The 14,504-nt window shown below is 45.6% G+C and carries 7 protein-coding genes; 2 read left to right on the top strand and 5 right to left on the bottom strand.

Annotated elements, in window-relative coordinates; genetic code table 11:
* Positions 1–240 precede the first annotated feature (240 nt).
* Together QUA54_RS20935 and QUA54_RS20930 are read left to right on the top strand one after the other, a co-directional pair.
* The gene (locus QUA54_RS20935; RefSeq protein WP_333416131.1) at positions 241–1,482 is read left to right on the top strand and encodes a glycosyltransferase family 2 protein; all 1,242 of its coding nucleotides are present in this window, start codon (positions 241–243) and stop codon (positions 1,480–1,482) included.
* Positions 1,483–1,650: 168 nt separating this feature from the next.
* Positions 1,651–3,225: a M10 family metallopeptidase gene (locus tag QUA54_RS20930; protein WP_333416130.1), complete on the top strand. Its 1,575-nt coding sequence runs from the start codon at positions 1,651–1,653 to the stop codon at positions 3,223–3,225.
* Between the two features lie 82 nt (positions 3,226–3,307).
* Here QUA54_RS20930 and QUA54_RS20925 read toward each other — a convergent pair whose 3' ends face one another.
* The 5 genes from QUA54_RS20925 to map form a co-directional block, all read right to left on the bottom strand.
* On the bottom strand, positions 3,308–5,581 hold the full coding sequence (locus QUA54_RS20925) for an FdhF/YdeP family oxidoreductase (protein ID WP_333416129.1): 2,274 nt from the start codon (positions 5,579–5,581) through the stop codon (positions 3,308–3,310).
* A gap of 215 nt (positions 5,582–5,796) precedes the next feature.
* Complete coding sequence (locus tag QUA54_RS20920; RefSeq protein WP_333416128.1) at positions 5,797–10,980, bottom strand: nSTAND1 domain-containing NTPase; 5,184 nt, start codon at positions 10,978–10,980, stop codon at positions 5,797–5,799.
* A gap of 639 nt (positions 10,981–11,619) precedes the next feature.
* Positions 11,620–11,979: a hypothetical protein gene (locus tag QUA54_RS20915; protein ID WP_172188516.1), complete on the bottom strand. Its 360-nt coding sequence runs from the start codon at positions 11,977–11,979 to the stop codon at positions 11,620–11,622.
* A 673-nt stretch (positions 11,980–12,652) separates the two neighbouring features.
* Positions 12,653–13,345, bottom strand: a complete 693-nt coding sequence (locus QUA54_RS20910; RefSeq protein WP_172190442.1) for a response regulator transcription factor — start codon at positions 13,343–13,345, stop codon at positions 12,653–12,655.
* Positions 13,346–13,550: 205 nt separating this feature from the next.
* Positions 13,551–14,378, bottom strand: a complete 828-nt coding sequence (gene map / locus QUA54_RS20905; RefSeq protein ID WP_333416127.1) for a type I methionyl aminopeptidase — start codon at positions 14,376–14,378, stop codon at positions 13,551–13,553.
* Positions 14,379–14,504 lie beyond the last annotated feature (126 nt).

Below are 14,504 nucleotides of genomic sequence, written 5' to 3'. Positions count from 1 at the left end.
TCGCTGCGGGCGAGCCGAAAGATGCTCACAAATTATAGCAAAAGAGGCGGTCAATCGATTTTAGATTTTAGATTTTAGATTTTAGATTGAAGCATTGACCCCACGGATGAATCCGGGGGCTTGTATCCTGGATGCTTTCGGTCAAAATAACTTTCCGGGCGATCGGCTAACTTTTTGTTTTAATATTTTTTAATATTTAAGGAGACAAATTGTGCACCAAAATTTTGAGGTCAGTTCGCTTTGATATTGTTAACCCTGCTAATCTTTTCTCTCATAGTAAGTAGAGCTTACACTAAGAATTTGCGCCGATCGGTCAAAAATGCGCCTCGAACCGACAGAATTTCAGCGCCGCTCTCACCTGGGCGGGCCGCGCAGTTCCCCAAAGTTTCGGTAATCGTACCAGCATACAACGAAGCGGAGAATATTCGGGATTGCGCGATCGCCATTTTGGAGAGTACACCGCTGTCTGTGGACAACCTAGAGGTTTTGATTGTAGACGATCGATCGACAGATGACACGCTAGCGATCGGGCAAACCCTGCAACAGCAGCTCAACGACCCCCGCCTTAAAATATTAGCAGGTCAGCCGCGACCTGCGAGCCAATATTGGGCGGGCAAAAACTGGGCCTGCACCCAAGCTGTTCAGGTAGCAACCGGAGACTTCTTATTATTTATCGATGCCGACGTGCGGCTCAAATCGGGGGCGATCGAAACCGCTATCGCCACAGCAGAAACCGAGAAAATAGACTTGCTAACCTGTATGCCAGCGCTGGTTTGCGAGTGTTTTGCCGAGTGGTTGGTGCAGCCGATAATGTTCAATCACCTAGCAGTTTGCTACGACTTCACCGCAGTCAACAATCCGACAACTGACAGCGCTTTTGCGGGTGGCCCGTTTATGCTATTTAGGCGATCGGCATACGAAAAAATCGGCGGTCACGAAGCAGTTGCCGGCGAAATTGTGGAAGATGTGGAATTAGCTAGACGCATCAAACGTGCGGGTTTAAAGCTCGGACTTTATGCCGGGTCAAATTTGGCATCCGTGCGGATGTATCGGTCTTGGAACGCATTGTGGGAAGGCTGGACAAAGAATCTGTATCTCGGCGCTAACCGCAGTTGGGGCTTGATGGTTTACATGGCTGCAATTATGTTATTTCTTTATCCTATGCCGTGGTTGGCATTAGGTATTTTGCTGGCAAACGGCGACTTCGCAGAAATTCTGACAATCACCAATTACCAATTACCAATTACCAATTACCAATTGCCAATTACCTGGTTAACTATTTGTTTATCCGTAATCGTAATTTGGCAGCATTACAATTTGCGCCGCTTGGGTGCCGAGATTTCTGACTGTCCGACGAAATACTGGTGGTTGGGAGGTTTGGGAGGTGCGTTAGTGGCGGCGATCGCGATCGGTTCTGCGATTAAAACCGAAACCGGTTGGGGATGGACTTGGCGCGGTAGAGCCTTGCAAATTAAGAGTTAATAGCAGCAAGCTCAAATCATTCGTGACAACCGATCGTTTGTTGGTAACATTTATTTATAAATATGATTTTTATGAAGTCAAAGTCATGATTTTTATTAATTGACTTTCATATCTGTTTATTTAATAATATTAATCAACATCCTCTTGCCTCGAATTGGAAGGAACCTCATGTCTGTTTACACTCTGAGTGATTTAACTAATAACAATTCAGATTTGTTGCAAGGTGCTTCAAAACATAGCTGCCCGATCTGTAGCAGCCGCGCTCAAACCTCAGATTCCAGCGCCGAACGATCGGCCGCTCAAGCTTCCGCCTTCAGCAACTCTAACGATATCGATGCTCTGCTGATAAGCAGTGGAGCAAACCCCCAACAGCCAGACAAATGGAACGTGGCTCCCGGCGGCACCATCACCTACAGTTTTGTGACTGCTGACAGCTCGGACAGTTATTTTGCAGATAGAAGCGAAACCAATATTGAGGAAGTTAACGATGGCATCAAACAGAATGTCCGCCAAATCTTGCGGGACAATTATGCCACAGTCTTGCCGCTCAACTTTGTAGAAGTTCCAGACTCGGCCCAAAGCAACATCAGAATTATGTTTTCTGACGGGCCGGGTGCTGACGGCTATGCCTACAGTGGTTATCCGGGTCAGTTGGGCGCGGTCGCCATCCACCTCCAAAAGCTCGCTGAAAACGATCCGGAAAGAGCTTTTTCCGCAGGACCCGGCAGTTACGGCCACTCTACTTTAATTCACGAAATCGGTCATGCGATGGGTTTGAAGCACCCCGGCAACTACAACGACTCCAGCAGCGGCTTAACAGGAAACCCCGAAGACCTTCCGTATCTTCCGTTTGACAAGGACAATACGAGAAATACGATCATGTCCTACAATCCCCTAGATGCCAGAGCTAGCGACCCCAACGCCGAAGAACCCCGGAGTTTGATGGCCTATGACATCCGGGCCTTGCAGTATCTCTACGGCGCGCGCGACGACTTTAACGATGGCGACGATGTTTACAAATTCGACAGAACTAATTTCAATACGGTTCAAACTATTTGGGACGGCGGCGGCAGTGATACTTTGGACTTTTCGGCACTGCCGGCCAACAACGTCTATAGTTTGGACATGAATCAGGGTAAGCCGCTAACAGCAAAGAGCGCTTTGGGATCTCTGGGCTACTATATACAATCTGCGCAGGGGGCGCTAGGTACTGATCTCGATCGGCTTTATACAACTGAAACCTTTGGCACGTACATTGCTTTTGGCGCGGATATCGAAAATCTGGTAGGTTCGCCCGGGAATGACCAGGTACTTGGAAATGAATTAGCTAACAGTATTCTAGGCAGTGCGGGGAACGACACGGTTAGTGGGGGGCGGCAAAGCGATAGTTTGGACGGTGGCGAAGGCAATGACTATATTTACGGCGACAAAGGCATGGATGTGTTAACTGGCGGGGGCGGGGGGGATTTGCTGCGGGGCGGTCGGGGAAACGATACTATTATCACCGGTGTCGGTTTCGATGACATTGTGTTGCAGCCGGATGGGGGTACGGATACGATTGTTGATTTTGCTGATGGTGTGGATTGGTTAGTGTTAGTTGATGGTTTGAGATTCGAGCAACTGTCGATCGTACCTTCAGGCAACGATACTGAAATTCGGATCGGCAGCACCGGACAAGTCTTGGCGCTGTTACCGGGAATGGCGTTAAGTTCGATCGGGGAATCTGATTTTTTAGTTGTTTAAAGTGATAGAAACGGAGGACACGGTAATGCCGTTTCCCTACCCAATTAATGGTAGGGAAACGGCACTGCCGTGTCCACTCTGATTACGCTTGTGCATAAACAAAAGCAGGTACGCGCTTGTAAGCAGGCGTACCCGATCGCCTTTCAATTTCCGGGTTAAAAATCACATTAACTTCAGGATAAAACATCAAAGCAGCACCCTCACGAACCGCCCCGTAAATCACCTCGACATTTTCCATTTTCCCCACATTTCCCTGTACCGTAACCCGCTGATGTTCTTGAAAACCCGTGCTTTCTGCATCCGCACGGTTCATCAAAATGCAGTTGCGGTGCGGCATTCCCCGGTACTTGTCATCAATTTTGTAGACGACAGTATTGTGCTGAGAATAGCTGCGTCCCGTCATCAATGCCACAACAATACCCTGTGTTGATTCCGATACTCCAAACTCTTTCGCTTCCGGTAATTTCAGCTTAGGTAAAGGCGCGACAAACATCTTCGCTTTCCCAGACTCTGTAGGGAATTTAGGTTCGGTAAAAATGCGACCGCTGATGGTAAATTCCTCTTTGGTTTCATCTATTGTTGCTATCTTTTCATAGCCCGGAATAGTTTTAGCAATCAATTGCCGAACGTATTTTGTGTCTTGAAGTTGGCGCCAATCAACGGGAAAATCGCCGTGAATTCGGCTGGCTAATTCCGTCAAAAATTGTACCTCTGGAATCAGATCTGCATTTTTGAGATGAGTTTCACCCTCATCATTTAAACGCACAAAATTATTCCCAGATTCCACCGTTGTTTTATGGGGATTTTCAAAGCGATTCAGTACAGGAATCACAATTGTATTGTGTTTTGCCAAGCCGCTAAAATGCCCTAAATTCGGTTTAGTTGCGAGGTAAATAATAGTTTCAATTTTACCTAAAGCTTCTTTTGCCTGATTTGAATCTGGATTTGCCCCATACAAGTTGCCGCCCAGACAGATCAGGGTATCGACTTTGCCTGCATCTGCTGCTTCAATGAGCGATCGAGTTTCGTAACCCTTAACAGAGCTGAGGGGACGATTCAATAACTTTTCTAAAGCTTGTTGAATTTCTTTTTTCAGCTTCACAGTGACGCCCATAGAGCCGAATCCTTGCACGTTTGAGTGTCCTCTCACGGGCATTAATCCCGCCCCTTCTTTGCCGACATTTCCTGTCATTAAAGCAGTATTGGCAATGCTGAAAACATTATCTACACCGTTATCGTGTTGCGTAATTCCCATCGCCCAACCGAAGACAACCCGCTGTGAAGTGCCGATAATTTTGGCGGCTGCCTCAATTTCTGCGCGGGAAACTCCGCAGGTTTCAGTAATAGTTTCCCAAGAGGTTTCGCGGGCGTGTTGGACTACTGCTTCCCAGCCTTCTGTATAAGCTTGCAAGTATTTTTTGTCTAGCAATCCTTGTTCGATTACAGACTTTTGAATGCCGACAAATAGCGACGTATCGCTACCGGGAATTGGTTGCAAGTATAGCGAGGAAATATCGGAACCGGGGATGAGCGACTTGACGGGAAATGCGGGAGAACCAAACTTGACTAACCCGATTTCCATGACCGGGTTAATTACAATTATTTTACCGCCTTTGTCGCGAAGTTTAATCAATTCGTTCATCAAGCGGGGATGGTTGTAGGAAGAATTGCTGCCCGCGAGTACGACGCAATCTGCTTCCTTCAAGTTTTCTAGACTCACTACCGAGGTGCGGGTGGCAAACATTTCGCTTAACCCGGTTGTCGAGGGAGCGTGGCAGAGATCTGAACAATCTGCTAAGTTATTGGAACCCATCGCCCGCATCATCAATTGCAGCAGAAAAGCCGCTTCGTTGGAAGAACGGCCAGAACTGTAGGATGCCACTCGTTCGGGGTTTTTGCGAAAGGCAGCTTCGGCAATTTGATAAACTTCTTCCCAAGAAATGCGATCGTAATGAGATGAACCAGCCCGCAAAATCATCGGAAAACTCAGCCTTCCCAACCTATCGGCTTCCATTGAAGTTAATTGCTGAAGTTGTGCAATACTCTTCTTTTCAAAGAATTGAGTTGAGATAGCCGGCTTGATTTCAGCGGAGATTGCTTCCACACTTTTCATGCAGCGCTGAAGTTTTTCGCCCTCTTCATTCGTAAAACCTCCTTTCTGCCCCCCAGTGCCCCAAGAACAGGACAAACAAGCACTTTTGTGCAGCAAAGTTTTCCAAAGTTTTGGGCCTTCCGGGGACAATGTATGTTTTGCCCAAAACTCTATTACGGGCAAACCGCCGCCTATGTCTGGCGTTTCCTCATTTTTCTCGTGGAATGGCGGGATTGGTTGGACATTTTGGGAATTGACATCCATGCGGTTTACCTTTTGGTGGAATTGCGGATTGATGCGGCGGGCGAACCGCCAAAGGAGTTAAGTTTATTACTGGAATTTTACCGCAAATTTACAGCCAAAAACACCAGTCAACAGATAGAGATTTTAATCTAAATTAAACTATAGGTTAGCTGTAAAGAATGCAAGTCCTTCTTCATCCGCAGAGAGAGAAATGAACTCCTCACTACAAACCAGGTTTACTTCCTCTTATTTAACGCCTGTTTCCCAAACCCAAGACAAAGCAGTCGATCGCCCTCAGCAACATTCGGGTCATTCTGCAAATAATCTCCCAACCATTCGCAACTCCGAGCAATAATATTATTCAATTCCAAATTCTCCACAGGCCACAAAATTACACTTCTATCCCTGCTAGCAAAAGCCAGAGTTTTGCTGTCCGAACTAAAAGTAACGCTCAACACCCGATCGCTCGATTCTAAAGTCTTAGATAGCAGCGCCTTCTTGCCGTCAAAATTCCACAGTTTAACAGTATTTCCCCCACTCGCGGCCGCAATCAACTTGCCGTCGGGACTAAAACTCACGCTTTCTACAGTATCGCTGTGGTCGAGTTTTTCAGTTAAATTTGCCACCTTTCCATCAAACCCCCACAAGTAAACTTTTTTGTCAGCGCAAGCAGCAGCAATAGTCTTCCCGTCGGGACTGAAGCTAACATCTTTAACGCTGTCCTGGTGGTCGAGAGTTTTCAGAATTTTCGCCGACGAACCGTTAAATTGCCACAGGTAAACTCTCTTTTCTCCGGTAATTTCAAAAGCCTTTTTCTTCCCGGTTGGCTTGTCCTCAGCAGCGGTAGCAGTAGCAATAGTTTTGCCGTCGGGACTGAAGCTAACGCTAATTACTGGATTGCTGTGATCGAGTTTTGCAAACAAAGTTGCTTTAGAACCGTTCCAGCGCCAGAGGTACAATTTGCGATCGGCACTTGCGGCGGCAATTATCTTTCCGTCTGGACTAAAAGTCACGCTTCTGACAATGCCGCTGTGGCTGAGAGTATCTAACAGTTTCCCGTTTAAATTCCAGACTTTCACCGTTTTGTCGTCGCTAGCCGAAGCAACAGTTTTATCATCAGGCGAAATGCTCACCCAGGTAACAGAATCCTTGTGACCTTCTAAGGTTTTGAATAAACTACCGTCAGCGTGCCAAAGTCTCACTGTTTTGTCCCCGCTAGCAGAAGCAATTGTTTTGTCATCAGCACTAAAACTGACTTTATAAACCCAGTCTTCATGTCCCGATAAAATCTTATTCAACGGAGTGCTGTCCGGTTTCCAAAGTTTCACTGTTTTGTCCTTACTTGCGGAAGCAATAGTGCCATCGCCGCTGAAACTGACGGCCCTCACGTCGTCTTGATGTCCTCGAAAAGTGTTGAGCAAAGTGCCGCTGCGACTCCAAACTTTCACCGTATCGTCTGCACTGCCGGTGACAATTTTTTCGCCGTCGCGACTGAAACTCGCGCTGACAACTTCATCGTTGTGTCCTTTGAGAGTTCTGATTTCCTCACCATTTCGGTTCCAAATTTTGGCTGTGGTGTCGGCACTTGCTGAGATGAGTTCTCGACTGTTAGGACTGAACTTAACGCTGTAAACAATTCCAGAATGATTGGTTAATGTTTTGGGATTAATTTTAAATTTCTGGGTTTTACTTTCTCGGTTCCAAAGTTTTACAGTTTTGTCAACACTTGCTGAGGCAATTGTTTGCCCGTCGGGACTGAAACTGACGCCGAGCACCCAGTCTTTGTGTCCGGTTAAGGTTTGCAGCAATTTTTTGTTCGCAAGGTTCCAGATTTTGAGGGTGTTGTCGTGACTGGCGGAAGCTAGGTTTTTACCGTCGGGACTGAAACTGACGCTGGTGACGATATCGCGGTGGCTGGATAAAATGCCGATCGCATTTTTGTCGTTATCTACTTGCCAAATTCTAATTGTGCGATCGGCACAACCAGTAGCGATCGTTTTCCCATCGGGACTAAAACTAACACTCGTCACGCTATCCGGGTGATTGAAAGTTTTTAATAACTTACCTTCTTTGCTCCACAATTTAACAGTTTTGTCAGCACTTGCCGAAGCAACTGAATTGCCGTCGGGACTGACACTCACATCCAAAACAAACTTGCTGTGCTGCTCGAAACGGTTGCGTTCTTGCACACCGGAAACTGCTTGTCTGAGTCTTTCAGAAATTTGATTTTTAGTGTCCACAGGCAGCGCTGTACTTTTCTGAGAACCACGACCAATTTTGATACTATTTCCCAACACTCCTAATTGATTTTTTTCATTAGAAAGCACCAAAGCTTCCGACGCCGAATTTAGGGCATCAGTCCGACTGGTTTCTGCTTCTTGCCGTGCGCTTTCTGCTAATTTTGCTTGCTCGAATGCCATCGCCGAAACACCTCCGAGTACAAGCACTCCTAAAACCGCCGCCCGCAATTGCCATTTCCGAGCGTGGTAAAGTTGAGCTTCCGCTTGGTACTGTTTGTCTCTAGCTTCCGACAGCAAAGCATCTTGCTCTCTGTCTTTGCGAATTTGTTCAATTTCATCTCGGTTAATTTGGTTTTGCTTTCGCAGTTCCTCAAATTCTGCCTTTTGATCTAATTCTTGCTGCAGGCGAATGAAGCTAACTAAATAATCGTGAACGAGCTGATAAAGCTCTGCCGGCAGTTCCGTCCACCGAAAAACTAAGCCAGAGTTTACTAACAGTTCTAAGACTAAATCTAATTTATCAGCTTCGGCAAATGTCGCTAAATTCGAGGCTAATTCGGCGCGGGTTTTTAGGGGACGTATCTCCTCTTCATCTGTTAGCAAATACAAAACTCGGCGCGCCGCTACTTCATTTTCAGGACCGCAATCTTTGATGACTTCTTCCAGAAATCTTTCGACTAATTTTTGTTGCGGATTGTTGCCGAGTTCCTGATATTGAGTTAAAGTTCTAATGTTCTCTTGTTGCAGTTGAGCGCCGACAAGTTGTAGTTCGATCGGGCGGACTTCTTCCAATTCTCCAGCTAAATCTTTAACTAATTCTTCAATCAGTTCTGGTTCTAAGTAAAACTGCGCTCGTTCAGTTAAAGTGCGAATTACCGATCGCGCATCGACCAGCGAAAAATTTCCCAAATAAAACAGAATGTTTTTGCTGAGAATGTCCTCCAAAATATCATTGTTAACGAATTCTTTCTGGTTTTTGGGTCGGGAAAATTCCAGCAAATAGTGCAGGTAATCTTCCCGCAAACACAGGACGACTTTTAAGTATTTGATTTTCAAGCATTCCCGCAAAAAATCAAAAAATCTTTGTCTTGCCTCTGGCTCTTTCCACACAAAAAAGAATTCTTCAAATTGGTCAAATATCAGCACAGTCACTAAATGTTCAGAATTTCTTTGCAGATCCTTGATAATGTTTTCGTATTCGATAGCCTGTTGTTCTATTATTAATTCTACTGGCTGTGACTGCTCCCTTCGATCCTCATTATTCCCAATCGCTCCACCGTGAAATCCCGAAATAAGATTTTCCTTGGCTGGGTCTGCTTCTACTGGAAAATCTACCGGAGCAGTTTCTGGTAAGGCTTCGGAAATTTCCGGATCGAATATTTCAGCTTTAAGAGCAGATAACTGTCTGGTCAATTCCCGCGGCCAGTTGTTGTAAACTTGCAGCACTACGGGCAAAACAGTCCGCATTTCTATTTTTTTTTGTTTGAGAGCCGGTACTAATCCTCCGGTGACTATTGAACTTTTACCAACTCCAGACTGACCGTAAATTACTGTCAGTTTGTCGGGGGTATTATTCATCCTATATATCAAGCGATTCAGGTCTTGTTCTCTGCCGGAAGCAGTAATTTCGTCAGCAATAGTAGCAGCATCGGCAATAGTTTCGGCAACGGAATTAACCGCTTCTCTGTGCGGCTGCAACTTTCCGGCTCCAATAAAAGCTCGGAACCGATATGTATGTTCCACCCCTCGATAATCTTGCTTAATTTGAAATGCTTCGAGATATTCTCCCCGCTGAAAATAGAGCGATCGCAGCATTTCTAAAACCCGCAAATACAGTTGCGGGTTGTAGCAAGGTTCGGTTTCCGAGCGAGCAAGCTCTAAATGCGCGATCGCCTCCTCCATCTCACCCAACTGGCTCTGGGCCTCTGCTAAAATTAACAGATATAGGCCTTGATGCTGCGACTTTACAGGCGTTCCCTGTCCCGTCGCTTCTAAATTCGAGTTGAGAACGTTTAGAGCGACTAAAGCCCATTCTTTTGCCCCTTGCCAGTTCTTTTGCTCTAAGGCTACTCTAGCCAAAAAGCCGTAATCTTGAGCCAAATTAACTGCTGAATTTTCCATCTTTTGATGTAACCTCCGAGCTTTGATAGCTAAATTCCAGAGTGCATCCCAATCTTCTAAATGCTGTAATACTTCGCCGAGTTGATTGATGAATATACCAACTGCATCCGACCGTCCGGCGCGTTCTAAAACATCTATACATTCCTGAAAATAATTCTTAGCTTCCGTCCAGTAAGGACGGTTCCCGCTGCGGTGTATTTCTGCTTGGAAGCGGTAGCAAAGACCGATGTGGAATAGCATAATTCCCTCTAACACCGGGGCCGGATGAACGGTAAATAACAAATTGCTAAATTCTGTCTTTGCGCCAATAAATGGTACTTGATACTTCCAAAAATTGAGACTTTTTTGATACAATGCAAGAGCATCCGGGATGCGGTGACAAGCATATTCGTGCCGACCGCGAATAAATTGCAAACTTGCTTCAATAGCTGGTTCTAACCTGATGTTGCAAGTTTGCAAGTCTTGGCTAGCGGACTCTAATTCACTCAAAGAGTTGCTTCCGAGAATGGCAGAATTACTTAAACGCCAATTGCCGCTTTCTAAAATGTGGGAAAAAATGCGATCGGCACTTTTGCCCAGGAAATCCACCAAGTCGTCTGGACCGAGCACAAATTCAACAGTTGTCGTCCAAGTCTCGATATCTGTTACTAACCGAATCAGCTTTTTTAAAATTTTGTCTGTCACCCACAGCACCACCGGGAAGGGAAAATTATTCCGAAATTCTTCTCTAACGTAGTTGGTAGAAGTCAGGACTCGATCGATCGCGCTTACCGATTCCAATCCAAACACCATTAAAGCTGACGGCTGGCTGCCGGAAAGTTCGGTTTCTATCGTCGTGTAAAGAGTTTTAACAGATGCCGGGAGGACAATTTCTCGAATCTCGATACCAGACTCCTCTCGCAATTGCCGTACAGTTTCCTCTCTCATCGCACTGTAATTGCACCGCACCAAAATCAGCGAAAATTGCCCCTGAGACATTCTCAGAGTTCGGGAGAGAGTTTGCAGCGAACTTTTGTTTTGCTGTGCTGCGGTATCTTGCTGGCAGTGCGAATTAATCATAATTAATATTTGAAAAATATTCTCAGAATAGGTGCTGTCAACTGCTGAGGAAACAAAGTTCGGCAACGGATTATTTAACGGATGTAACGGATGGAAGTTCGGCAACGGATTATTTAACGGATGTAATATTATGTCCGGTCGATTACCCCTAATACGGTAGGGGCGGGTTCACGAAAAATATCTGCCAATAATTGACAATCTCAAAAACCCGCCCTTTTAATCGCGGTCACTCGATCGGACATGATGTAACGGATGGAAGGAATCGACGGCAGGAGAAAGTGCAATTAAAAACGTCATAACTAACCGTTTTTGCGGTTGCTATCAGCTTATTTGTACCAGTTTTTGCGTTCGCAAATCACAGCGAACCATCGCATAGTTAAGTTGATTTATGCCCGTTTTTGCAATTTCCCATCACCGGGAACCATCAATTAGTTAAGTTTATTTCTGCCTGCATACTTATTGTTGTAGCGGCTCAAATTAAAGCATACCCAAAAAATACATACTCTGTTATTCGCATATTCTCAGCAAAATCAACCGGATTTTACAGAAATCTTGATGGTGGCTCAAATTGTACCCAGCCAAAGAGTCGTAGTTTGCGGGGTTCCCAGGCATCGCCCAAATCGCGCAAATCCGATTCAGTTATTCGCATATCGCTGAAATGCGGCATTCCTTGCTTGACTGACCCCTCGCCGCACTGAGATAAACTACCGGCGGCGGCTCATCAATTACAGCTTGAAGATTGTTTGTCATAAATTTACTAATCTCCATATCTAAAGTAGCTGCAAAATCAGGTTCATCCCAATCCTCGCTTTCTTCAATGCTGATTGTTATTGGTGCGCCAATATCAAAATCAAGCTCATCGCCCAAATCCGATACTTTCTTAATTGGCTCTATTTTCTGACTGGTATCAGCGGCAAAAGCTTGAGTTGTATTGGCCATTAGTACGATCGGCAGTGCTACTATGGCACTTATCGTTTGTCGCGCCGTGATTTTCCTCATGCTATCCTCCTGGTATAAACTAAACTTGGGTAGTGCTATAAATTCAACATCCGCCGCTACTTTCCTGCGCTGTCATTAATGAATAGTGGTTTCTTTTCTGAGAAAATATAACCTCATGTGTGACACTTCGCTAGAAGTGTGCTTTACGGAGGGTATCCGGTCAACTGTTTGCCTTTCTATTTACTACGTGAAAACTCTTAAACAGTCAGGTTTTCCCGTTAAGTAATTCCCCAGCCTTTGCGAGTGCTCATCTCAGACTCAAAGCAGTGAGAAGTACGCGCGGCGTAGCTATCCCGTAGGGAATCGCACACCAGTCTTCGCACCCCGCGCTGCCACCAGCAAGCTGATGTGACATAACACAGCCACCGAAGATCTGTCAATATTTATATCTTAACATTTTTAATTTTTTGCATAATTCTCGTTACCAGGAAGAGCTCATTCCTGACAACTTAACGTCAAACCGATAGTCCGGCTCTTGTTGAAACCCCTGTCTCAAAGCTAAAGTCCTCGCTATGAGGACTGAAGAACTCATTAGTCCTCATAACGAGGACTTTAGCTATTAACCCCGTCGAATTCATTCCTTGGCGGACTAGAAGCTTAAGCTGTCACAAATGGGAAGAGCCTGGTAACGCAGAGCGGCGAAACAGAGCCTCCAGCAAAGTCGATAGGGCTTCTACTTAGTCAAGCCGTGTTCGAGAGCGAAGCGAACCAACTCAGTACGGCTGTTAGTACCCGTTTTGCTAAACAAACGGCTGACGTACTTTTCCACATTCCGCACGCTAGTTTCCAAGCGGCGGGCAATTTCCTTATTCATCAAACCTTGAGCAACCAAATCCAAAACACTTTGTTCTCGCGGAGTCAAATCAATTTTAATTGGCGAAGGACTTTGGGCTATCGAACTCCGCCCGCTCAGCAAAGACTCAATTCTCGCCATTTGGCTTGTCAAAGCAGCAATATCGGGACTTTCAGCACTTTCGCCCGTCTCCTTAGCAGCCGCGCGGCGGGCCAGCAAATTCGTTACAATTGCTACTAACTCGTCGGGATCGAAGGGCTTAGAAAGATAAGCATCGCAGCCTGCTTGATAGCCCTGAATGCGATCGCTCGTCATTCCCTTAGCAGTTAAAAATACCACCGGCAAAGCCTTATAGCGAGGATCTTCCCGCACTTGCTTGAGAAACTGATAACCGTCCACCTGCGGCATCATAATGTCTGAAATCACCAAATCCGGATTGTGCTGCTGCAAGAGTTCCCACCCATCCCGAGCATTACTGGCAACCTCAACCGCAAAATCGCTATCTTCCAAATAAGCTTGTACCGCTTCCCGCAAGCCCGGTTCATCGTCTACCAATAATAATCGTGCTGACATATCTCTTACCCTTACGCTTTACCAGTATCTTTTAATTTAGCCGCATTTAACTCTTATTGTCACTCCATCTCTCGAAGGAGCTCAAAAAATTGTTGTTAAACTCTAGAGTTTTGAGTTGTGTTTTGATCTAACGATTAAAAACTTATTAAATCTTTAATTCAAAACTCAAAACTCAAAACTCAAAATTATTCTTGAACCCTTCCACTTAAACTTTTGAACGATCGGTCAAAATTTCATAGCCTATTTCCGTCACCAACACAGTATGCTCAAACTGAGCCGACATAGCATTGTCAACCGTTACAACAGTCCACTTGTCAGAAAGCGTCCGAGTGTACTTAGAACCCGCATTCAGAATCGGTTCGATCGCCAATGTCATCCCCGATCGCAATTTCACGTTCGGCATTTCGCGGGTGCGGAAATTGAAAACCGACGGTTCCTCGTGCAAATTTCGCCCCACACCGTGGCCGGTAAAATCCTCAACGATGCAAAAACCGTTGCTTTTGACATGATCTTCGATCGCACCAGCCAGATCGAGCAAATACGCTCCAGCTTTCACTTGTTCGATGCCTTTGTAGAGAGCTTCTTCTGCGACTCGGATTAATTTTGCAGATTCTGGAGTCACTTCCACAACTGCGATCGTGATGCAAGAATCGCCGTGAAAACCTTGATAATATGCCCCAGTATCTACCTTGAGAACATCTCCTGCCCGAATTACCTTTTTGGCACTGGGAATGCCGTGAACAACTTCGTTATTAATGCTAGAGCAAATCGATCCGGGAAAACCTTGATAGCCTTTAAAACTCGGAGTTGCACCCATAGAACGGATGCGTTTTTCCGCATAAGCATCTAAATCAGCAGTAGTCATTCCCGGTTTCACCATTTGGGAAATTTCTTTGAGTACCGTTGCCACGATTTTCGCGGCCTGCCGCATAATTTCGATTTCGCGTTCCGACTTAATTTCAATGCCTCGACGCTGTTTTTTGACTTGGGGTGCTTGAGTTGGCCCAGAAAGCAGACTGCTAAAAATATTCATGTATTGATTGGCGGGTAATTTTGTACTTTGACGGCAGGTTGAAGCAAAAAAACAGCAAATATCCGGCTTTTTGGGGAAAAACGGGTGCCTTGTTCCGAACTGTCGATCGCTTATCCTTTAAACTAG

It is taken from the genome of Microcoleus sp. MOSTC5 (assembly GCF_036701825.1).
In the GTDB taxonomy this organism is placed as follows: Bacteria; Cyanobacteriota; Cyanobacteriia; order Cyanobacteriales; family Microcoleaceae; genus Microcoleus; species Microcoleus asticus.
This window is presented reverse-complemented; position numbering and strand designations above follow the sequence as displayed.